The 21,953-nt window shown below is 60.0% G+C and carries 16 protein-coding genes; 12 read left to right on the plus strand and 4 right to left on the minus strand.

All coding sequences use genetic code 11. The features are described 5' to 3' along the window. Positions 1 to 270: 270 nt before the first annotated feature. The 3 genes from clpB to rluD form a co-directional block, all read right to left on the minus strand. The gene (clpB, locus tag BVH03_RS10730; RefSeq protein ID WP_075961138.1) at positions 271 to 2,835 is read right to left on the minus strand and encodes an ATP-dependent chaperone ClpB; all 2,565 of its coding nucleotides are present in this window, start codon (positions 2,833 to 2,835) and stop codon (positions 271 to 273) included. A gap of 205 nt (positions 2,836 to 3,040) precedes the next feature. Beyond that, positions 3,041 to 3,781, minus strand: coding sequence for a peptidoglycan editing factor PgeF (gene pgeF, locus BVH03_RS10735; RefSeq protein WP_075961139.1), 741 nt, complete (start codon positions 3,779 to 3,781; stop codon positions 3,041 to 3,043). After that, entirely contained in the window at positions 3,778 to 4,752 is a 975-nt protein-coding gene (gene rluD, locus BVH03_RS10740; protein WP_075928756.1) for a 23S rRNA pseudouridine(1911/1915/1917) synthase RluD, read from the minus strand. The genes pgeF and rluD overlap by 4 nt, the downstream gene beginning before the upstream one ends. 147 nt (positions 4,753 to 4,899) lie before the next feature. Between rluD and BVH03_RS10745 the strand changes: the two genes are divergently transcribed. The 4 genes from BVH03_RS10745 to BVH03_RS10760 all read left to right on the plus strand — a co-directional run bounded on the left by BVH03_RS10745 (position 4,900) and on the right by BVH03_RS10760 (position 9,211). Continuing rightward, positions 4,900 to 5,892 carry an outer membrane protein assembly factor BamD gene (locus BVH03_RS10745; RefSeq protein ID WP_075961140.1) on the plus strand — a complete coding sequence of 331 codons (993 nt, stop codon included), beginning with the start codon at positions 4,900 to 4,902 and terminating at the stop codon, positions 5,890 to 5,892. 145 nt (positions 5,893 to 6,037) lie between these two features. Beyond that, positions 6,038 to 6,283: a PP0621 family protein gene (locus BVH03_RS10750; protein ID WP_075961141.1), complete on the plus strand. Its 246-nt coding sequence runs from the start codon at positions 6,038 to 6,040 to the stop codon at positions 6,281 to 6,283. Further along, positions 6,273 to 7,865 carry a PAS domain-containing sensor histidine kinase gene (locus tag BVH03_RS10755; RefSeq protein WP_075961142.1) on the plus strand — a complete coding sequence of 531 codons (1,593 nt, stop codon included), beginning with the start codon at positions 6,273 to 6,275 and terminating at the stop codon, positions 7,863 to 7,865. Before BVH03_RS10750 ends, BVH03_RS10755 begins: the two co-directional genes overlap by 11 nt. Before the next feature lie 8 nt (positions 7,866 to 7,873). Then, positions 7,874 to 9,211: a sigma-54 dependent transcriptional regulator gene (locus tag BVH03_RS10760; RefSeq protein ID WP_075961143.1), complete on the plus strand. Its 1,338-nt coding sequence runs from the start codon at positions 7,874 to 7,876 to the stop codon at positions 9,209 to 9,211. Between the two features lie 109 nt (positions 9,212 to 9,320). Here the strand turns inward: BVH03_RS10760 and thiO are convergent, their stop codons facing one another. Further along, positions 9,321 to 10,415 (minus strand): glycine oxidase ThiO, encoded by a 1,095-nt coding sequence (gene thiO, locus BVH03_RS10765; protein WP_075961144.1) that lies wholly within the window; start codon positions 10,413 to 10,415, stop codon positions 9,321 to 9,323. A gap of 107 nt (positions 10,416 to 10,522) precedes the next feature. On the opposite strand from thiO, the gene BVH03_RS10770 reads away from it, so the two are divergent. The 8 genes from BVH03_RS10770 (at position 10,523) to BVH03_RS10805 (ending at position 21,907) form a co-directional block, all read left to right on the plus strand. Next, positions 10,523 to 11,014 (plus strand): GspH/FimT family pseudopilin, encoded by a 492-nt coding sequence (locus tag BVH03_RS10770; protein WP_075961145.1) that lies wholly within the window; start codon positions 10,523 to 10,525, stop codon positions 11,012 to 11,014. A gap of 102 nt (positions 11,015 to 11,116) precedes the next feature. Next, on the plus strand, positions 11,117 to 11,635 hold the full coding sequence (locus BVH03_RS26625; RefSeq protein WP_075961146.1) for a GspH/FimT family pseudopilin: 519 nt from the start codon (positions 11,117 to 11,119) through the stop codon (positions 11,633 to 11,635). Positions 11,636 to 11,650: 15 nt separating this feature from the next. After that, complete coding sequence (gene pilV / locus BVH03_RS10780) at positions 11,651 to 12,217, plus strand: type IV pilus modification protein PilV (RefSeq protein WP_075961147.1); 567 nt, start codon at positions 11,651 to 11,653, stop codon at positions 12,215 to 12,217. Further along, complete coding sequence (locus BVH03_RS10785; RefSeq protein WP_075961148.1) at positions 12,214 to 13,062, plus strand: PilW family protein; 849 nt, start codon at positions 12,214 to 12,216, stop codon at positions 13,060 to 13,062. The genes pilV and BVH03_RS10785 overlap by 4 nt, the downstream gene beginning before the upstream one ends. Beyond that, entirely contained in the window at positions 13,059 to 13,703 is a 645-nt protein-coding gene (locus BVH03_RS10790) for a PilX N-terminal domain-containing pilus assembly protein (RefSeq protein WP_075961149.1), read from the plus strand. The genes BVH03_RS10785 and BVH03_RS10790 overlap by 4 nt, the downstream gene beginning before the upstream one ends. 8 nt (positions 13,704 to 13,711) lie before the next feature. Beyond that, positions 13,712 to 17,461: a pilus assembly protein gene (locus tag BVH03_RS10795; RefSeq protein WP_256574674.1), complete on the plus strand. Its 3,750-nt coding sequence runs from the start codon at positions 13,712 to 13,714 to the stop codon at positions 17,459 to 17,461. Then, complete coding sequence (locus tag BVH03_RS10800) at positions 17,458 to 17,913, plus strand: type IV pilin protein (RefSeq protein ID WP_075961150.1); 456 nt, start codon at positions 17,458 to 17,460, stop codon at positions 17,911 to 17,913. The genes BVH03_RS10795 and BVH03_RS10800 overlap by 4 nt, the downstream gene beginning before the upstream one ends. Positions 17,914 to 18,145: 232 nt before the next feature. Beyond that, the gene (locus tag BVH03_RS10805) at positions 18,146 to 21,907 is read left to right on the plus strand and encodes a pilus assembly protein (RefSeq protein ID WP_083640037.1); all 3,762 of its coding nucleotides are present in this window, start codon (positions 18,146 to 18,148) and stop codon (positions 21,905 to 21,907) included. Positions 21,908 to 21,953 lie beyond the last annotated feature (46 nt).

Below are 21,953 nucleotides of genomic sequence, written 5' to 3' on the forward strand. Positions count from 1 at the left end.
CGGGTGGATGACGCTGTTTTCATCCACCGCGGCGGCTACCAGTAGGTGGACGTACGAAACGTCGTCCGCCCTGCTCAATAGCAGCCATTCAGCGCCCTAATGTGGGAGCGGGCCATGCCCGCGAAAAAGTCTCGGGCATCCCCACCCGCACTCGCCAGTGCCCTGCTACGTCCTGCTATCGCACTCCAGCAAATGGCGCCTGCACAACACTATAAAAACGGCCGGTGTGATCGCTCACACCGGCCGCTTGTTTTGCTGCAGTTGCGGGCGTCAGGCGAAGACGATCTCGTCGTTCTCGACCTTACCGGTCACCGTACTGCCCGGGTTGAACTGCCCGGACAGAATCAACTGCGCCAACGGGTTCTCGATCCAGCGCTGAATGGCTCGCTTCAACGGGCGCGCGCCATACACAGGGTCGTAGCCGACAGCGATCAGCTTGTCCATCGCCTCGTCGGACAGCTCCAGGCTCAGCTCGCGCTCGGCCAGGCGCTGCAGCAGGCGCGAAAGCTGGATGCGCGCGATGCCGGCGATCTGCTCACGGGCCAGGGGCTCGAACACCACCACTTCGTCGATACGGTTCACGAACTCCGGACGGAAGTGGTTACTCACTGCATCCATCACCGCGGCGCGCTGCGCGTCGCGGTCGCCGACCAGTTCCTGAATCTGCGCCGAGCCTAGGTTGGAGGTCATCACGATCACGGTGTTCTTGAAGTCCACGGTGCGGCCATGGCTGTCGGTCAGGCGACCATCTTCGAGCACCTGCAGCAGCACGTTGAACACGTCCGGGTGGGCCTTTTCAACTTCGTCCATCAATACCACCGAGTAGGGTTTGCGGCGCACCGCCTCGGTCAGGTAACCGCCCTCCTCGTAGCCGACGTAACCGGGCGGTGCACCGATCAACCGGGCCACCGAGTGCTTCTCCATGAACTCGGACATGTCGATGCGCACCAGCGCGTCTTCGGTATCGAACAGGAACTCGGCCAGCGCCTTGCACAGTTCGGTCTTGCCCACGCCGGTCGGGCCGAGGAACAGGAACGAGCCACTCGGCCGATTCGGATCGGCCAGGCCGGCACGCGAACGGCGCACGGCATTGGCGACCGCCACCACGGCTTCGTCCTGACCGATCACCCGCTGGTGCAGCAGGCCTTCCATCTTCAGCAGCTTGTCGCGCTCGCCCTCGAGCATCTTCGACACCGGAATACCGGTCCACTTGGAAACCACCTCGGCGATTTCCTCTTCGGTGACCTTGCTGCGCAGCAACTGGTTTTCCGTGGTGCCGTGCTGGTCGACCATCTGCAGGCTGCGCTCCAGGTCGGGAATCACCCCGTACTGCAGCTCGGCCATGCGGTTGAGATCGCCTTTACGGCGCGCCGCTTCGAGCTCGGTCTTGGCCTGCTCGATACGCTGCTGAATCTGTGCCGAACCCTGGACTTCGGCTTTTTCCGACTTCCAGATCTCTTCCAGGTCGGCGTATTCCTTCTCCAGCTTGGCGATGTCTTCCTGCAGTTTGACGAAGCGCTTCTTGGCCGCCTCGTCCTCCTCCTTCTTCAACGCCTGGGCTTCGACCTTGAGCTGAATCAACCGGCGATCCAGGCGATCGAGCACTTCGGGCTTGGAATCGATCTCCATGCGAATACGGCTGGCGGCCTCGTCGATCAGGTCGATGGCCTTGTCCGGCAACTGGCGGTCGGTGATGTAACGGTGGCTGAGCTTGGCCGCGGCGATGATCGCGCCATCGGTGATGGCCACCTTATGGTGCACCTCGTAGCGCTCTTTCAGGCCGCGCAGGATGGCGATGGTGTCTTCCTCGCTCGGCTCGTCGACCAGTACCTTCTGGAAGCGGCGCTCCAGGGCGGCGTCCTTTTCGATGAACTGGCGGTATTCGTTCAGCGTGGTGGCGCCTACGCAGTGCAGCTCGCCGCGGGCCAGGGACGGCTTGAGCATGTTGCCCGCGTCCATGGCACCCTCGGCCTTGCCGGCGCCGACCATGGTGTGCAGCTCGTCGATGAACAGAATGATCCGGCCTTCCTGCTTGGACAGCTCATTGAGCACCGCCTTGAGGCGCTCCTCGAACTCGCCGCGGAACTTGGCACCGGCGATCAACGCGCCCATGTCCAATGACAAAAGCCGCTTGTCCTTGAGGCCGTCCGGCACTTCGCCGTTGACGATGCGCTGAGCCAGGCCCTCGGCTATGGCGGTCTTGCCGACGCCGGGCTCGCCGATCAGTACCGGATTGTTCTTGGTACGGCGTTGCAGGACCTGAATGGTGCGGCGGATCTCGTCGTCACGGCCGATCACCGGGTCGAGCTTGCCCTCTTCGGCGCGCTTGGTCAGGTCGACGGTGTACTTGTCGAGCGCCTGGCGCGACTCCTCGATGTTGGGGTCGTTGACCGCATCGCCGCCACGCAGGTTGTTCACCGCGTTTTCCAGCGCCTTGCGGCTCACGCCCTGGGCAAGCAACAGTTTGCCGAGCTTGGTGTTCTCGTCCATGGCGGCGAGCAGCACCAGCTCACTGGAAATGAACTGGTCACCCTTCTGCTGCGACAGGCGGTCGGCCTGGTTGAGCAGGCGCGCCAGATCCTGAGACAGACTGACGTCGCCGGTAGGGTTCTGGATCTTGGCCAGTTGGTCGAGTTCTTTGCTCAACGCCTGGCGCAGGCTGTTCACATCGAAGCCCACCTGCATCAGCAACGGGCGAATGGAACCGCCCTGCTGGTCGAGCAGCGCCTGCATCAGGTGCAGCGGCTCGATGGCAGAATGGTCGTGGCCGACGGCCAGGGACTGGGCATCGGAAAGGGCAAGTTGCAGCTTGCTGGTCAAACGGTCGATTCGCATGGCGTCATCCTTCCTTCTAGAGGCAGGCCGGCGCGGTGCATGCGCCTGAGATTAGAACCTGCCGAGATGGAGAATAGATGAGGCCGATTGTGCGGGTTTCAAGCGCAGTGGGTTAGACGGTGATCAGGAGCGCCATCACGATTCGCCGCGGGCCGCGACTCCCACAATGAGTCGCGGCATCGCTACCCACGACTCAGGACAGAGCTCAGCGATCAGCCAGCCAGATCAGCGAGGCGAAGCGCCCGGTCTGCGCGGCGCGGCGATAGGAGTAGAAGCGCGCATCGTTGACGGTGCAGAAGCCGCCGCCATACACCGCGGTAACACCACGAGCCGCCAGGCGGATGCGCGCCAACTGATAAATGTCGGCCATGAAGCGCCCGGCGTTGTGGCTCGGCATGAAGGCGCCAGCAGCCTGGGCGTGCTGATCGACGAATGCCTCACGCACCTCGGCGCCGACTTCGAATGCCTGGGGGCCGATGGCCGGGCCCAGCCAGACGAGGGCGTCTTCCGCCTCCATCGTCAGGGCATCCAGCGTGGCCTCCAGCACGCCGTTGGCCAGGCCGCGCCAGCCAGCATGGGCAGCGGCTACGCGAGTACCGGCGCGGTCGCAGAACAGCACGGGCAGGCAGTCGGCGGTCATTACCGTGGCGGCAATGCCGGGCGTCGCCGTCCAGCTGGCGTCGGCCTCATCGACCGCTTCTGGATCGGCATGGGCCACGGCGATACCGTGCACCTGCTGCAACCAGGCCGGACGGCAGCCCAGCTGGCTGACCAGGCGCTGGCGATTCTTGGCTACCGCGGCCGGGTCATCCTCGACATGGGCGGCCAGGTTGAAGCTGTCGTACGGCGCCTGGCTGACACCGCCGGCGCGGGTCGTCACACAAGTGCGCACCCACTCGGGCGCCGGCCAGTGCGGCGTCAGCCAGTCGTGGGCCTTGTCATTCATCCGATGAACGCCTCGCGATCCTGACGCAGCAGGGTCAGCAACCAGACGAAGTCGTCAGGCAGCGGCGACTGCCACTTCATGCGCTCACCGGTAATCGGGTGATCCAGCTCGAGGAAGCGCGCATGCAGGGCCTGGCGCGGGAATTCCTTGAGGCTCTGCACCATGGTCTGGCTGGCGGCCGGCGGAATGCGGAAGCGCCCGGCGTATACCGGATCACCCACCAGCGGAAAGCCGATGTGACTCATGTGCACGCGAATCTGGTGCGTGCGCCCGGTCTCCAGCTTGACACGCGCATGGGTGTGCGAGCGGAAGCGCTCGAGCACACGATAATGGCTGACCGCCGGCTTGCCGCCATCGGTCACGGCCATGCGCTGACGCTGGGATGAGCTGCGGCCGATCGGCGCATTGATCTTGCCGCCAGAGGTGATCACGCCGATGACGATGCATTCGTAGATGCGGCTCACGGTGCGCTTCTGCAACTGATCGACCAGGCGGGTCTGCGCTTCGATGGTCTTGGCGACCACCATCAGGCCGGTGGTGTCCTTGTCCAGGCGGTGCACGATGCCGGCGCGCGGCACGTTGACGATGTCCGGCACGTGATGCAGCAACGCATTGAGCAAGGTGCCGTCGGCGTGCCCGGCAGCCGGGTGCACGACCAGGCCGGCCGGCTTGTCGATCACCAGGATCTGGTCGTCCTCGTAAACGATATCGAGTTCGATATCCTGAGCGATCCACTCACCCTGGGCTTCCTGCTCGGCGGACAACGCCAGCACGGCGCCGCCGTGGACGATATCGCGCGGGCGCAGTACCTGACCGTCGACGGTCAGGTTGCCCTCCTTGATCCAGCCGGAAAGGCGCGAGCGCGAGTGCTCGGCGAACAGCTGGGCGGCGACTTGATCGAGGCGCTGACCGCCCAGATCGGCGGGAACCTCGGCGGTTAACTCAATGGCCTGCTTATTAATAGATGACATGCTCGGCAACGGCGGGGGCATAGCCTTTGGTTTCGGCTACACGCTTGTGGTTAAATACGGCGTCTTTGCCCCAGGGGTACCGGGGGCGCTCATCATAACAGGACGGTCCTGCCCAAGACAGCCGCCGTCCCAGGGACGCAAGCCGCCATGCAAGTGAAACACCTGCTGCTGATCGCCATCCTCGCCCTCACCGCCGCCTGTTCGTCCAAGGAAGTCCTGGACGAAAACCTCAGCGAGGCAGAACTCTACCAGCAGGCTCAGCAAGATCTGGACAACGGCAGCTACACCAGCGCCGTTACCAAGCTCAAGGCTCTGGAATCGCGCTACCCCTTCGGTCGCTACGCCGAGCAATCCCAGCTCGAGCTGATTTACGCCAACTACAAGAACGCCGAGCCGGAAGCCGCCCGCGCTGCCGCCGAGCGCTTCATTCGCCTGCATCCGCAGCACCCGAACGTCGACTACGCCTACTACCTCAAGGGCCTGGCGTCGTTCGACCAGGACCGTGGCATCGTCGCCCGCTTCCTGCCGCTGGACATGACCAAACGTGACCCGGGTGCGGCCCGCGACTCCTATAACGAGTTCGCCCAGCTCACCAATCGCTATCCGAACAGCCGTTACGCCCCGGATGCCAAGCAACGCATGATCTACCTGCGCAACCTGCTGGCCGCCTATGAAATTCACGTGGCCCATTACTACCTGACCCGCCACGCCTACGTCGCCGCCGCCAACCGCGGTCGCTACGTGGTGGAGAACTTCCAGGAAAGCCCATCGGTCGGTGACGGCCTGGCCGTGATGGTCGAGGCCTATCAGCGCCTGACCCTGAACGACCTGGCGGCCACCAGCCTGGAGACCCTGAGGCTCAACTATCCGGATCACTCGAGCCTGAAGAGTGGCGAGTTCGTGCCGCAGGAAGAAGCTGCCGACGAACGCTCGTGGCTGGCCAAGGCGACCCTGGGCCTGATCGAAAGCGATGTGCCGCCACCACCGAGCCAGACCCAGGCCAGCCTGGACGTGCAGCGTCAGTACCAAGAAGCGGTCGACCAGATGCCGGCCGATCTGAAAGCCGCCGGGCGCGGCGAAGAGCCACAGGCGCCCAAGCGCTCCTGGTTCAGCCGCCTGACCTTCGGCCTGTTCGACTGATCCACCGCTATTAGCCAGCCTCTTCACGATGCCAGTCAACCGACTGGCATCGTGCATTCTGGCCCTGCAAAACGCTGATTGGATAACTGTCCGCCCAGGGCGTCCTTAGCTACACTGCCCCATCCTCCAACACGAAGAGAGCGCCATGGGCCTGTTCCGCCTGCTGTTCTGGATTGCCATCATCTTTGCCGCCATCTGGCTGTGGCGGCGCTATGCCGGCGCCACCCGACGGCGCCAGAAGGCAGCACCGCCCGTGGATCATCCGGCGCCCATGGTGCGCTGCGCACACTGCGGCGTACACACCCCGCAGCAGCACGCCTTACAACTGGCGCAGCGCTGGTACTGCAGCCAGGCGCATCTGGAACAAGGCCCCAAGCCCGGTGCCCAATAGCGCCCTTGCGGTACGGGGCCCTCAAGGGCACCGCATCTTCCGGCTTTACCATCTCTATCGCCTGGTCATCGGCGTGGTGCTGGTGCTGCTGGTTTCCGCCAACCTGGACTCGGAACTGCTGGAACTGGCCCACGTGTCGCTGTTCAGAGGGGCGGCCTGGGTCTACCTGACGCTCAACATCCTGATCGCACTGATCATTCACACGCCCAATCGCCTGCTGCCGATCTTCGCCGTGGCGCTGGGTGACGTGATGCTGCTCTCGGCACTGTTCTATGCCGGTGGCGGCACACCAAGCGGGATTGGCAACCTGCTGATCGTCTCCGTGGCGATCGCCAACATCCTGATACGCGGTCGCTTCGGGATCTTGATCGCCGCTGCCGCTGCGATCGGCATGATTTACCTGACCTTCTACCTGAGCCTCAGCCACGCTGAGGCCAGTAACCAGTACGTGCAGGTCGGCGCGCTGGGCGCACTGTGCTTCGCCGCAGCGCTGTTCGTGCAGGGCCTGACCCGCCGCATGCAGGTCAGCGAAAGACTGGCCGAACAACGCGCTGCCGACGTGGCGGATCTGGAGACACTGAACAACCTGATCCTGCAGCGCATGCGCACCGGCATCCTGGTGGTGGACGAGCAGCGCCGCGTGCTGCTGGCCAACCAGGCCGCGCTCGGCCTGCTGGGCCAGCAAAACCTGGCGGGCAAGATTCTCGACCCGCACTGCACCGAACTGGTCAAGCGGCTGCAGCAGTGGCAGGAGAACAGCAGCCTGCGCCCGGCCAGCTTGCAGACGCTCAGTGACGGCCCGACCCTGCAGCCCAGCTTCATCGCGCTGCAGCGCGGCGGCCAGCGGCATATCCTGATCCTCCTCGACGACATCTCGCAGATCGCCCAGCAGGCCCAGCAACTCAAACTGCTCGCCCTTGGCCGGCTGACTGCCGGCATCGCCCACGAGATTCGTAACCCGTTGGGCGCCATCAGCCATGCGGCGCAGCTGCTGCAGGAGTCCGAAGACCTGCACGGGCCGGACTTGCGTCTGGCGCAGATCATTCAGGACCACTCGCGGCGCATGAACCTGATCATCGAGAACGTGCTGCAGCTCTCTCGCCGGCGCCAGGCAGAGCCGCAGCTGCTGGATCTGAAATACTGGCTGCACCGTTTCGCGGCCGAATTCCGCAGCACCGCCCCGGCTTCCAAGGTACTGCACCTGGCCATCGAAGGCAGCAGCATCCAGACGCGCATGGACCCCAACCAGCTGAACCAGGTCATCACCAATCTGGTGCAAAACGGCCTGCGCCACAGTGCCAAGCTCAATCCTCAGGGCCAGGTGTGGCTGAAGCTGCTCCGCGATCCGCGCAGCGATCTGCCAGTGCTCGAGGTGCTCGACGACGGTGAAGGCGTGCCGGCAGACCAACTGCATCACATCTTCGAGCCTTTCTACACAACGGAGAACAAAGGCACTGGCCTGGGCCTGTATATTTCCCGCGAGCTTTGCGAAAGCAACCAGGCTCATCTTCACTATCAATCACGCGAAGGCGGCGGCGCATGCTTCCGTATCACCTTCGCGCATCCGCGAAAAATGAGCTGAACGACCTGATGAATCGCCAGAGAGCCCTGATCGTCGACGACGAGCCCGATATCCGCGAACTGCTGGAGATCACCCTCGGGCGCATGAAGCTCGACACCCGCAGCGCCCGCAACGTCAAGGAAGCGCGCGAGTGGCTGGCCAAGGAACCGTTCGACCTGTGCCTGACCGACATGCGCCTGCCCGACGGTAACGGCCTGGATATCGTGCAGCACATTCAGCAGCGCCATCCGCAGACGCCGGTGGCGATGATCACCGCCTTCGGCAGCGTGGACACGGCAATCAACGCCCTCAAGGCCGGCGCCTTCGACTTCCTCACCAAGCCCGTGGACCTGAGCCGCCTCCGCGAATTGGTGGCCACCGCCCTGCGTCTGCATGCCGCCGATGAAGGCGAAGCGCCGGGTAGCAGCCGGCTGCTGGGTGAGTCGCCGCCGATGCGCGCGTTGCGTGGGCAAATCCAGAAACTGGCGCGCAGCCAGGCGCCGGTATACATCAGCGGTGAGTCGGGCAGCGGCAAGGAGCTGGTCGCCCGGCTGATCCACGAACAGGGCCCGCGACGCGAGCGGGCTTTCGTACCGGTCAACTGTGGCGCTATCCCGTCAGAGCTGATGGAGAGCGAGTTCTTCGGTCACAAGAAGGGCAGCTTCACCGGCGCCGTCGAAGACAAGCAGGGCCTGTTCCAGGCTGCCAATGGCGGCAGCCTGTTCCTCGACGAAGTGGCCGACCTGCCGCTGACCATGCAGGTCAAGCTGCTGCGGGCCATTCAGGAAAAGGCCATCCGCGCCGTCGGTGGCCAGCAGGAAGTGGTGGTCGACACCCGCATCCTGTGCGCCACTCACAAGGACCTCGCCGCCGAAGTGGCAGCCGGCCGCTTCCGCCAGGATCTCTACTACCGCCTCAATGTCATCGAGCTGCGCGTACCGCCACTGCGCGAGCGCCGCGAGGACATCCCGCTGCTGGCCGACGTGATGCTCAAGCGCCTCAACGAAGGCATCGGCCTGCCACCGGTCAAACTCGACGGCCCCGCCTTGGAAAAGCTCAAGAGCTATCGCTTCCCGGGTAACGTTCGCGAGTTGGAGAACATGCTGGAGCGCGCCTACACCCTGTGCGAAGGCGATGTGATCTGCGCCAACGACCTGCGCCTGGCAGACGCCGCGCCGGCTAGCGAGAACGGCGATGCCAGCCTGGCGCAGATCGACAACATCGAGGACTACCTCGAAGACGTCGAGCGCAAACTGATCATGCAGGCCCTCGAAGAAACCCGTTGGAACCGCACTGCGGCGGCTCAGCGCCTGGGGCTTAGCTTCCGCTCGATGCGCTATCGCCTGAAAAAGCTGGGCATCGACTGAGACCATAGCCTGCGGTTGAACCGCCAGTGAGCACACAGTCCTCGTAGCCTGCGGTTGAGCGAAGCGATACCCAGGTTCAGCAGCCCCGCCCCCGAAGCAGGTCGTCCGCCTACAAACGCCCCGCCGGTGAATACGGCGCCGGATCGATGATCGGTTGCTGCCCCAACATCAGATCCGCCAGCAACTGGCAAGATGCAGGCGCCAGCACCAACCCGTTGCGATAATGCCCGCAGTTCAACCACAGCCCCGGGTGACCGGGTACCTCGCCGATAAAGGGAACGCCCTCGGGCGAGCCAGGCCGCAGGCCGGCCCAGTGGCCCACCACCTCGGCATCGCGCAACGCCGGCAGCAGCTTTTCGGCAGAAGCCTGCAGGCTGGCCAGCGCCTCATCGGTTGGCGTTTTGTCGAACCCTGCGTGCTCCAGCGTGCTGCCCACCAGAATGTGCCCATCGCGTCGCGGAATTGCATAGCGCCCGCCGGCCAATACCATGCTGGGCAAGAAGTCCTTGGCGCACTTGAACAGGATCATCTGCCCCTTGACCGGCTCCACCGGTAGCGACAGTCCCAGGCTCTGCAATACGCCCCCGCTCCAGGCCCCGGCCGCGACGACGACCTGCTCGGCCAGCACCTCACCCTCAGCGGTACGAACCCCGACTACGCGCGCGCCATCACGGACGAACTGCAGCACTGGGCTGCGCTCGAGCAGCGTAACGTTCGGAGAATCCTGCAGGGCGGCTCGCAGCGCCTTGACCAGTCGCGGGTTACGCACATTGGCCACGCCCGGCATATAAATCGCGCGCTCGAACCCTTCACCCAGTACAGGGACCTGAGCGTAGGCGGACTCGACAGGCACCTCATGCAATGGCCGCCCCTCTCGCTGCGCCCAGGCCAGCGCATCGGCCTGATCTTCCAGGTCCAGCCAATACAGCCCCGTGACATGCACCTCGGGATCCACGCCAGTGTGCGCCAATAGGCGCTTGCCAAGCCCTGGGTAGTAGTCCTGCGACCAGTGCGCCAGAGCCGTTACCGGCAGGCTATAGCGCCATGGGTAAAGCGGCGAAACAATTCCGCCCCCCGCCCAGGACGCCTCGCTACCGACCAACACGCGCTCCACCAGCGTGACTCGCTTGCCCGCGCCCGCCAGCAGATACGCCGATAACAGCCCGATCACCCCACCGCCGACAACGATTACATCCGTACGCACAACTCACCCCATCGCCAAACCGCATGCCTTGACAGTGACACCTGAGGGTGTAGACAGAAAAAGCAGCCAGGAAGGCCGCTAATGATACGCGCATAGGGAGGTGCGACATGAATAGAGATCACCAGAAGGCCCTGAGCTTGGTGGAGCTGCTGGTAGCCGTCGTTCTACTGGGCATCATGATCAGCATGATCATTCCCACCTTCGCTCGCTTTCAGGAGCAAAAACGTCACGACTCAGCCCGTGATCTACTTGCCAGCTATATCCAGAAAACCCGTGCCAGCGCAGTAGTTGAGGGACGCCCGTACAAACTTTGCGGTTCGAGCGACGGTGAAATCTGCGACGGGACCTGGGCCAGTTATTGGCTTATAGCCACGGCTGGCGAGCAGCCAACCATCGTGACTCAGCAGGCAGCCCCTACAGAAAACATATGCAGGGTAGGTTTCGGTGGCGACAGCATACGATTCCATCCAAACGGAACCAGCTGGACCAGCAACGGCACGATCTTCATATGCAACAGCAATGGACCTCACCACCTACTGACGCTGAATCGCCAGGGCCGCTTGAGATTTGGAACCGCTCACAATTCCGGCTGCTGCTAGACCAGTCATCCGTGCTTCACGGCCGATCATCCACAGCCTGAAGACAGCTACCAGCGAAGCCGTCAGGATTCGCATGCCCTCCTGTATTTAGACTGGACAACCATGCCAAGACTCTCGGAAAGCCAGCCATCGGCGTACTCGCATACGCAATGTGGCTTCACCCTGATTGAGCTGATGATCATCGTCGCTCTGGTTGGGATCATCGCCGCCATCGCGATTCCGAACTTCACCCAATTCATCAATAAGAACCGTACCCAGTCGCTTAACAACGAGATGCTGGCACTGGTGCAATACGCCCGCACTACTGCAGTCGAGCAAAAGACGTTCATGAGAGTTTGCAAGGAAAGCGTCCGTTGGACAGTGAAGAAAACCTGTGCCGATAGCGCCGAAACGTTACGCAGACTGGATGTTCCATCCGGCAGCACGGTGAACCCGGTGGGAGCGAACGTGGCAGAAGTTCTATTCAGGTACAACGGAACCAGTAAAGACACCACCTTGATCACTTGCCAAGGCACCGATCATGCCAACGGTTACACCATCGAGGTAAAAGCCAGCGGCAGCGTACGGAGCTGGCCAAGAGGCATGACTAATTCCACCACCAGCATGACAGCCTGTCAGTAGTACCGAGGAATGGCGATGAAAAACGTGGAAAAGGGATTCAGCCTGATCGAAGTACTCGTGGCTCTGTTGCTAACCACCGTCGGAGTGCTCGGCATGGTCGCGCTGCAAGGTCGTAGCGTGCAGTACTCGCAAGACTCCGTGCAACGCAATGTGGCGGTAGACCTAGCCACTGAATTGGTGGAAATCATCCGCGCCAACCCCAGCGAGACATTCAGCAACGCAGCACCGCAGTTCCCGATGAACAATGGGCTCAAGTCCAGTTCGATCTTCTATAAAGCCAAAGCGTCGGACTTCTCCAGCCCGGCCGATTGTGTCGCCAGCGCTACCGTAGTGCCCAAGACCGCTGCCGAACAACGTAACTGTTGGGCCAGCAAGGCAAAGGCTCTGCTGCCGGGCGGCTCGACCGTGTTCGTCAGCGACTCGTATATCTGTCGCAGCAGCAGCGCTGGCAACTGCAATGGCCAGGGCTCGATGATCGAAATCCGTCTTGCCTGGCAAGTGCGCGAGGGCGCCTGCCTGGATGCAGCTGACACCAGCAACTCTTCGACCATCTGTACCTATACCGTGAGAGTGCAGCCATGAATGACATGAAGCGCCAAAGCGGTTTGTCGATGATCGAACTACTGATCGCGTTAGCGATTAGCAGCTTTCTGATTCTCGGTATCACCCAGGTATACATCGATAATCAGCGGCATTATCTGTTCCAGCAGAGTCAAAGCGGCAATCTCGACGGTGGGCGATTCGCAGCGCTGTTGCTCGACCAATATCTGGGCAAGGCCGGCTATCGCCGCACACCCTCGAGCCTGTTGGAAACGTCCTTTCCAGAACGCGCGGCGTCAGATGGTTGCATGGCATTCAGCGCAGGTGCGTCCGTTACGAACCTGGCTGCGGACGAAGGGATGGGCTTCTGCTTACGCTATCAGCCTCAGGTAAGTGGCGACCTCGATTGCCAGGGCGTGGCCAGTAGTACCACATTCACACAAGCCTTCCCTCCAAATTTGACCTCAAGCGACCTGATCGTCCTGGCCTTCAAATTCGAACCTGGAGCCTCGACCGCGCTACAGAATGGCAGGCTTCTGTGCAAAAGCCTGAACGCCACCACCCCTCAATTCACCGAACAGCTCACAGGCATCGCTGATATGCGCGTTGATTTTGGTGTCGGCAGCAGTGACGTACTTTCCAAGGAGGTTACGTCTTACGTACCACAGAAGGACTGGACGGCCAACTCGGGGGCTATCCGCAGCGTGCGCTACTCCCTGCTGATGACAAGTGCAGCCGGGCAGCGGGATAGCGACGACTCCAAGGTGCTCACCGACTGGCTCGCCGTGACCCCTGCGGCTACCAAGACGCGTCTGCAAACAGGCGATAACAAGCGCATTTATCAAGTCGTTGGAAGCACCCAAACCGTCAGGAATCTAATGCCATGACCCACTTATCGAATCGTCAATCACAGACGGGAGCCGTTTTGGTGATCGCCTTGGTCATGCTGCTGGTACTGACCTTGATGGCCGTCGGTAGCATGCGAGGCACCACGCTGGAAAGTCGCATCACGGCAAACCGCGCCCACGACACCCAGCAGCAGAGTGCGGCCGACGCTGCGCTCCGGGAAGCAGAGTTTCGTTACTACGGCCCGGCAAATTTGATCGACAAGCTCGAAGGCAAAGCTGCCAATTGCGCACTGGGCAATACACTGAAAACCAATGGTATTAACAAACCATGCCTACTTGCGATCAAGGACGAGAACCTGCAAACGTTCGTGGAACGCCCCCAAAGCACTGCGAACAGCTTCCTGAGACCTGAATCTACCGGGGGGCTGCTGTGGATGCCTTATCGGGGCACAGACGCAGCCAATCAGACCGTAGCCGGCACCCGGGAAACCAGCAGTGAACAGACTACCTACTGGAACAGTACACGAGCCGTCACGGTAGGCAACAACGCCGTCAATGCCGAATACGGCATGGTCGCCGAAGGCCAAGGCACTTATTACTACCTCAACAATGCTAAAGCGGACGATCAGGTTTACCTGCAGTCGACGCATGCCAATATTTATCTGGGGCTGAACAATTGAGAGCCGGCATGATGAGTCACTCCAAACTTAACTTCGGTGCTAAGTCGCTTTCCTGCGCGCTGTTTGGCTTTACGTTGCTGCAGGGCGCCAACAGCTATGCCGCCGTGTCGCAAAGTCCGTTGAGCCTGACGATTGGCGTTCCGCCCAATATGCTGCTGACCCTGGACAGCTCAGGCAGTATGCGCTGGGGATTCGCACCCGATTCGATCAGTGGCGCCGGACCTGCTCGACGAGGCAAATCGAATAGTTTCAACCCTATTTATTACAACCCACAAGCAACATATCTAGCCCCTGTGTCTTATGACAGCAACGGTCGTGAAGTGCGCCTTCAGCAAAGTTTCACCGCGGCTCGCGTCAATGGCTACAAAAATAACTTGGGCACCGTGGACTTATCAAAAGACTACAAGGTCAACTGGACCTACGAGGTCAATACCGGGCTGCCGACCCAATATGGTATTTCCAACGACAACAATCGACTCGCCAGGAACTCGGAGGCCGACTTCGCGGCTACCGCCACGATCGCCTCCTCGGAACGTGGCCGCGCGATAAGACAACGTAATACCGTGAGCAATATCACCTTTACCATCGTACGTGATGTAGAAGATGCATCAGCCTGCACCGCTAACGCAAGCCATCCGGACTGGCCAACAGATATTCAGGCAAGCTGTTCTCGAACAGCTACCAACACCTATAAAGGCACTCTACAAGAACGTGGCGTCCCCGCTTATTACTACACCTATGATGCCAATCGTCAAAACTGTGCACTCACCAACGACGATAGGTACGACAGTTGTTATTCCATCAGTTTCGTAACCAGTGATACAGAAAAGACAAACTTTGCCAACTGGTATTCCTTCTACCGCAATCGCGCATTGGCCACGATCAGTGCAGCGAATCTGGCGTTCTATGATTTGTCTCCGTCCGCTCGCTTGAGCTGGCAGAGTCTGGCAGGCTGCAACAGCTTCGATGGTCGCAGTAACAACTGTAACAACAACGCTTTCCAGGCATTTTCCAGCCAGCACAAACGTTCGTTGTACGACTGGATGCAAAGTATCTCGTTCGGCGGAGGCACACCGCTGCAAGCAGCCATGAAGCGTGCCGGAGAGTTCTATAGAACAGATACACCCTGGCAGAAAACCCCCTATGCCAACAGCGGCAACACCACCGCAAATACCTATGCCTGTCGAGCCAGTTACCACATCGTGATGACTGATGGAATTTGGGGCGGCACCGTAAATCCGGATACGGAGTATCTCCACGACGGTATTAACATCGACTTGCCCGACGGAAAAGAATATGCCGGACAGCCCCCGTTCAAAAGTGCTTCGGAAAATACCCTTGCCGACTTGGCGATGCATTATTGGGCCACTGACCTGCGCCCTGACCTGAACAATAAGGTTCCGGCATACATTCCCTTCAAAAGTGGCACCGAGACGTCCGATTACTGGGACCCACGTAACGATCCAGCAACCTGGCAGCACATGACGAACTTTGTGATGGGCTTGGGCCTTACGCAGTCGCTATCTGCCAACGGCATCCCCTGGCAGGGAAGTACTCACACAGGTTCCGGTTACCAAGCGCTTAAAGCTGGGACAGAGTGGCCGTCGCTTGGCGACGTGGCCAAGGTCTACGATCTCTGGCACGCAGCACTCAACTCGCGCGGAGAATTCTTCAGTGTCGACAGCCCAGAGGCGATGGTGCAGGCATTTACCGACATTCTCTCTCGAATCGCTGATCGAAAGTCGACCGCCGCACGCCCGGCTATCAACTCCGGGCAAGTCAGCTCCGAAGAAAATGGCGATACGTCAGTGAAAACCGTTTCTTATCAGACTTCCTACGCTAGTGACGATAACTGGTCTGGTGACGTAAAGCGCTTCGAGAAAAAGTGGAACGCGACAACAAACTCCATCGAGAAAACCGAAGTCTGGAGTGCCAAAGCGAACGTACCGGGACCTGCAGCCCGTCGTATCAAGATTGCCGGCAGCGACAACTCAGGGCTTGCCGACTTCAACCTTACCAACGCCGGCTCGGCCAGCTACTCCGGTATCACCCTGGCCACCTACCTCAACAGAGACCCGGAAAATGCCAACGCCGCCGACACCAAGGCCGCAGCCCGCATCGGCTACCTCCGAGGGGATCGCGCAGGGGAAGGCACGACCTATCGTCGACGCAGCGGCGTACTGGGTGACTTCTACTCTTCGACCCCCGCAGTGGTTCTGAATACACCCAGGTATCTGGAGCAATTCACCAATCGCCTCGAGGGCAATACGGCTTATACGGCTTTCAAGAGCTCGATTGCCAGTCGTACGCCACGTGTCTATGTAGGCGGCAATGACGGGATGTTACATGGATTCAATGCGACCAGCGGCGCCGAAGAGTTCGCCTTCATTCCATCCGCTGTATTTCCGAAACTAAACAAGCTGACCGGCAGCAACTATAGCCATGAGTTCTACGTCGAAGGCTCGCCTGTGGTAGCTGACGTCTATACCGGTTCGGAATGGCGCACGATCTTGGTAGGCACCTTGAAAGCGGGTGGCAAATCGGTATTTGCTCTGGATGTCACCACGCCTGGCCAGGAAAAACTGCTATGGCAGTTCGATGAAAACAGTATCACTGCCAGCAACGCCGTGAAGCTGGGCTACACCTTCTCGCAACCGACCATCGCCCGCTTGCACACTGGTAAATGGGCTGTGGTTTTTGGGAATGGTTATGAGAGTGCCGGCAACAGCAATGGCAAGGCGGCGCTGTTCATTGTCGATGCCATGAACGGGTCGCTGGTAAGGAGCCTGGAAGTACAGGGTACCAATGGTGTGGCCAACGGCCTGTCCACTCCGAAACTCGGGGATTACAACGGTGACGGCACCGCAGACTACGCTTACGCTGGCGACTTGCAAGGCAATATGTGGCGCTTCGATCTGCTTCGCTCCAATCGCGACGTGACGGCGCCATTCAAAGTTACCAATAACGTCCCCGCCAGTAACTTCAGAGTTGGCTTTGGGGGCAATCCATTGTTCAAGGCCAGTGCAGATAACGCAGGCACTCAACCTCAGGCAATCACGTCTGCGCCGAGCCTCGTTGCGCACCCTACAGGTGTCGGCTATCTGATTGTCTTCGGCACGGGCCGCTTCTATGACACCGGAGACAAGGAAGGCGACAAAAGCATGTCGCAGAGCGTGTATGGCATCTGGGACAAGGAAACGCTGGGCGAGATTGCCAGCAACCCCAATATTTCTCGCTCGTCCCTTCAGGCACAGACGATCACCAACACCACGACAGTCAGTGCAGATGGTGCCAGCATTCAGGGGAGAATCCTGAGCAACAATACTGTCCGCTGGCAGCCTGCGCAAAACGGCCAAGGCGGAACGCTCCCGGCCCAGAATGGGTGGTATCTCAATCTCGTACGAGCAGACGGCGAAATGGTCGTGGAAAACATGTCTCAGCTTGGACGTACGATATTCTTCCAATCACTGCTGCCTAACGACGACCCCTGTGGCGATGGTGCGGCCAACTGGACATATGCCATCAACCCATTCAGCGGCGGTAGAACAACGCAGAAAGCATTCGATTACACTCCAACCACGGACGTGGGCACTCAGGTTGTTTCTGCCGTGCGACAGGATGGTGAGGGCGGAGGTACCGTGTCGCAGAACTCGAACAATACATATCAGTACTGCACGGGCCAATCGTGCACCAACATATACCCAGATCCAACCAGCATCGGTCGTCAGGCTTGGCGCCGCACAGAGGAAAAGGAATGAGCCGGTCAAGAAGTCATACACAGGCAGTATGTCGTAGTAGCGGGCAAACCGGCTTCACTCTGATCGAGGTGATGGTCGTCGTGGCGATCATCGGCATACTGGCAGCCATTGCTTATCCGAGTTACACCGAATACGTAAAGCGCGGCAATCGCACGGAGGGCCAGGCGTTACTAAGTGACGCAGCGGCCCGTCAGGAGCGCTATTTCAATCAGAACAATGCCTATGTCACCGCAGCGTCCGACATAGCAAAGTTGGGAATGAACCTTTCGAGCAACAGGTCGGCTACTGGAAAATATGTCTTCTCCGTAAGTAAGGTGAATGGCGACGGCGGTTATACCCTGACAGCCACCCAGCAGTTCAGCGACACAAAATGTGGCAATCTCACGCTGACCGCAAATGGTGTCAAGGGAGCCACTGCTTCAGGCGCCAGTGCGAGCGATTGCTGGCGTTGACTCAATAATCTGCAACTAAAAACCGCGCCAGGCGCGGTTTTTTTGCCTAGGATTTAACAGGTGAGTCCTCTCGGGAGGCATCGATTTAGCGCTACGGGTATTCAAAGTACGCGAGCGAAAACGTGATGACCGCTGGCTACTCGTACGACGAGAGGTAGCTGAATCGGACAGAACTATCTGCCCCAGGCACCACCCTATACCCAAGGAGCACGAGCAAGGGAGAGCCGGCAAGATGAAGCGAACCTTCAATGTTAAGACACTGCGCTGCGTCATGTTGAGCGTTGCAGTGTCAGGCACCTCGAGCAGCTTGGCGGCCGTTTCGCAAAGCCCGTTGAGCCTGACAGTGGGCGTGCCTCCCAACATGTTGTTGACGCTCGATGATTCGGGAAGCATGCGCTGGGGGTTTGCGCCAGATGGATTAAGCGACGAGTCCGCAACTCGTCGAGCCAAATCCAGCACCTACAATCCGATCTACTACAACCCCAATGCCACTTATGCCGCTCCGGTGGTTTTCGATACATCGGGCAATGAACAGCAGCTTGCGACCACCTTCACTCAGGCTTGGCATAACGGGTTCAGAACCCCGGTGGGCTCGGCAGACTTGAGTGGTACAGGCTATCGAGTGGCCTGGGACGTGCCCATTACCACGGTTCCAGGAAGCACCAGCTACAACTATGGTGACGTCAGCAACTACGCTCAACCGACTGGTACCGTCTCCAGGCTGGCCGATAACCCGAGTGCCGACTTCTCCGCCACGGTCAGCCTTGGCACGCTGTTCTCCACCCAGGTGACATCACCTGGCGGCATCCAATTCACCATTACGCCGATCCTGATCGGCGTGCTCGGCTGTTCAGCGGTAGCCAGCTATCCCGGTATTTTTTCACGCCTCCCAGCCGACTGCACCAGAACGGCCAGCGGTTACACCGCTTCACTGGTCAGAAGACCAGTTCCAGCTTACTACTACACCTACGATTCAAGCAGAGCCAACAATTGCACCACGAGCAACGACAATTGTTATGCCTTGCGCTTCGTCGGTAACAGCGAACAGGCTAACTTCGCGAACTGGTATTCCTTCTATCGCAATCGTGCGCTATCGACCATTTCTGCTGCAGCATTGGCTTTCTACAATCTGTCGCCTTCCGTCAGATTGAGTTGGCAGGGACTGGGGCGCTGCACCACCTTCGATGGCAGTGACACCACGTATTGCCGCAACAACGCGTTCAAGGCTTATACCCCCGCACACAAAGGTCAGCTCTATGCGTGGCTACAAAATATCGCATTCGACCAGAGCACCTATCTGCCGGCAGCGATGAAGCGTGCCGGTGAGTTTTACAGAACGACGGTTCCCTGGCTGGCATTTCCCAACACGACCGGAACGAACACGACACAGAACACCTACGCCTGCCGTGCCAGTTACCACATCATGATGACCGACGGGCAGTGGAATGAAGCGGCGAGCGCGCCGAGCAACTTTCGTCATGACGCGGCATCTTTCACGCTTCCGGATGGCAGGGCATTCACGCAACGCGCGCCCTATTATGACAGTACGCCCAACACACTAGCGGATCTGGCCATGCACTATTGGGCCACTGATCTGAACCCCAACCTCAGCAACAGCTTGCCCGCGTACCTGCCCTTCAAAAGTGGCGATACCACAGCCGACTACTGGAACCCCCGCAACGACCCGGCTATCTGGCAGCACATGACCAATTTCACCATGGGGCTCGGGCTGACGCAGTCTCTGACCCAGAGCAACATCCCATGGGGTGGTAGCACTTTTGCCGGCACTGGCTACTCGGCGCTTGAAGCCGGCGCCGCATGGCCCGCAGCAGCAGCCAATGCCACCGATGCGAACGTCTACGACCTTTGGCACGCGGCAATCAACTCCCGGGGAGAATTCTTCAGCGTCGACAGCCCGGAGGCCATGGTGCAAGCCTTCGCGGATATCCTCTCGCGCATCGCCGATCGGAAATCCAGTGCCGCCCGCCCGGCGATCAACTCTGGCCAGATCAGCTCCGACGAAAGTACGACTCAAACGGTTTCCTATCAGACTTCGTATGCCAGCGACGATAACTGGTCCGGGGACGTAAAGCGTTTCGAAAAACGCTGGAACCCTCAAACCAATGCCATCGATACCGTCGAGGTGTGGAGCGCGAAAGCCAAGGTCCCAGGTTGGTCGCAACGACGAATCAAGATCGCAGCCCCAGCCGCTGTCAGTAACACCGGGCTTATGGACCTCACCGCTGTCAACGCGCAACTCAGCCAATACGCCGGCACTACGTTATTCGCCCACCTGGCAAGAAATCCGGAAACCGGACTTGCCGATAACTTGGCCGCGTCACGCGTTGACTATCTGCGTGGCAACCGCACGGGTGAAGGCACGACGTTCCGTCGCCGTAGCGGCCTGTTGGGCGATTTCTACTCATCGAGCCCTGCCGTTGTATTGGGCGCGCGCTACCTCGAACAGTTTTCCAATCGCCTGGAGAGCAATACGGCTTACACCACCTTCAAAGCTGCCATCGCCAACCGTACTCCGCGCATCTATGTCGGTGGCAATGCCGGCATGCTGCACGGATTCAATGCGCTGACGGGGGTCGAAGAGTTCGCCTTCATTCCATCAGCGGTCTTTTCCAAGCTGCATAAGTTGACAGGCTCCAACTATTCCCATGAGTTTTATGTCGATGGCTCGCCTGTTGTCGGAGATGTCTACGACAGCGCCACCCGACAATGGCGCACCATTCTGGTCGGCACGCTCAAAGCTGGCGGGAGAGCCATCTTTGCGCTTGATGTCACCACACCTGGCAGCGAAAAGCTGTTATGGCAGTTCGATGAAAACAGCATCGCTACAGCCAACACCGCAAAGATGGGATATAGCTATTCACAGCCCACCATCGCTCGCTTGCACAACGGCAAGTGGGCAGTGGTGTTCGGCAATGGCTATGAAAGTGCTGGCAACACCAGTGGCAAGGCAGCCCTTTTCATTGTGGATGCGATGCAGGGCACGCTGCTCAGTAACCTCGAGGTTCAAGGCACGGTTGGCCTTGCCAATGGGTTATCGACGCCCAAGTTGGCCGATTACAACGCCGACGGGGTCGCCGATTATGCATACGCAGGCGATCTGCAAGGAAATATGTGGCGCTTCGACCTGCTGCGCAGTGGTCGTAGCAGCGCTGAACCGTTCACCACGACCGACGATGGCGATTCCGCTGTCAGCCAATTCAAGGTCGGGTTCAACGGAAGTCCCCTGTTCAGAGCGACGGTAGATAGCGGAGGGACTCAGCGCCAAGCCATTACATCGGCTCCCAGCCTGATCGCCCATCCAACCGGGACGGGCTACCTGGTGGTGTTCGGAACCGGTCGTTTTTTCGACAGCGACGACAAGGACGGTGACAAGAGTATGCCGCAATCTGTCTATGGCATCTGGGACAAGCAGACATTGGGTCAGGCAGCTGGTAACCCGTCAATCAACCGTAGCAGCTTACAGCAGCAGACTGTGACGGATTCGGTAACGGCGACCGCCAGCGACGGGACGACCCGCCAAGCTCGCGTCATAAGTACTAACACGGTGCGTTGGCAGGCCACCACGGGGAGTTCTGCCCAGCCTGCACAAAACGGTTGGTACCTGAACCTGTCTCAAGCCGATGGAGAAATGGTCGTGGAGAACATGTCGCAGCTCGGCCGCACCATCCTCTTTCAATCGTTGACGCCCAACAGCGACCCCTGCGGGGATGGTGCCAGTAGCTGGAGCTACGCCATCAATCCCTTCACCGGAGGCAGAACCTCGCAGCGAGCTTTCGCTTATAGCGCTTCGAGCTCTGCTCCGGGCAGCGCAGTGATTTCAGCGGTTCGTCAAGATGGCGAGGGTGGTGGCACGCTTTCCCAGAACCCCGATGGCGGCTACCAGTACTGCACCGGGCAGGAGTGCGTAACCGTCTACCCAGACCCATCCAGCATCGGCCGGCAAAGCTGGCGGCGGGTCGAACAGCTTCAGTAAGAGCCGCCCCCCAGGTAGCGCACCTGTGCCCTGTCCAGGGCACAGG

The organism is Pseudomonas sp. PA15(2017) (assembly GCF_001945395.1).
Lineage (GTDB): Bacteria > Pseudomonadota > Gammaproteobacteria > Pseudomonadales > Pseudomonadaceae > Aquipseudomonas.

Coding starts and splice junctions, on each gene's coding strand:
- clpB (WP_075961138.1), bottom strand. CDS start 2,835: ATGCGAATCGACCGTTTGACCAGCAAGCTGCAACTTGCCCTTTCCGAT.
- pgeF (WP_075961139.1), bottom strand. CDS start 3,781: ATGAATGACAAGGCCCACGACTGGCTGACGCCGCACTGGCCGGCGCCC.
- rluD (WP_075928756.1), bottom strand. CDS start 4,752: ATGTCATCTATTAATAAGCAGGCCATTGAGTTAACCGCCGAGGTTCCC.
- BVH03_RS10745 (WP_075961140.1), top strand. CDS start 4,900: ATGCAAGTGAAACACCTGCTGCTGATCGCCATCCTCGCCCTCACCGCC.
- BVH03_RS10750 (WP_075961141.1), top strand. CDS start 6,038: ATGGGCCTGTTCCGCCTGCTGTTCTGGATTGCCATCATCTTTGCCGCC.
- BVH03_RS10760 (WP_075961143.1), top strand. CDS start 7,874: ATGAATCGCCAGAGAGCCCTGATCGTCGACGACGAGCCCGATATCCGC.
- BVH03_RS10770 (WP_075961145.1), top strand. CDS start 10,523: ATGAATAGAGATCACCAGAAGGCCCTGAGCTTGGTGGAGCTGCTGGTA.
- BVH03_RS26625 (WP_075961146.1), top strand. CDS start 11,117: ATGCCAAGACTCTCGGAAAGCCAGCCATCGGCGTACTCGCATACGCAA.
- pilV (WP_075961147.1), top strand. CDS start 11,651: ATGAAAAACGTGGAAAAGGGATTCAGCCTGATCGAAGTACTCGTGGCT.
- BVH03_RS10785 (WP_075961148.1), top strand. CDS start 12,214: ATGAATGACATGAAGCGCCAAAGCGGTTTGTCGATGATCGAACTACTG.
- BVH03_RS10790 (WP_075961149.1), top strand. CDS start 13,059: ATGACCCACTTATCGAATCGTCAATCACAGACGGGAGCCGTTTTGGTG.
- BVH03_RS10795 (WP_256574674.1), top strand. CDS start 13,712: ATGATGAGTCACTCCAAACTTAACTTCGGTGCTAAGTCGCTTTCCTGC.
- BVH03_RS10800 (WP_075961150.1), top strand. CDS start 17,458: ATGAGCCGGTCAAGAAGTCATACACAGGCAGTATGTCGTAGTAGCGGG.
- BVH03_RS10805 (WP_083640037.1), top strand. CDS start 18,146: ATGAAGCGAACCTTCAATGTTAAGACACTGCGCTGCGTCATGTTGAGC.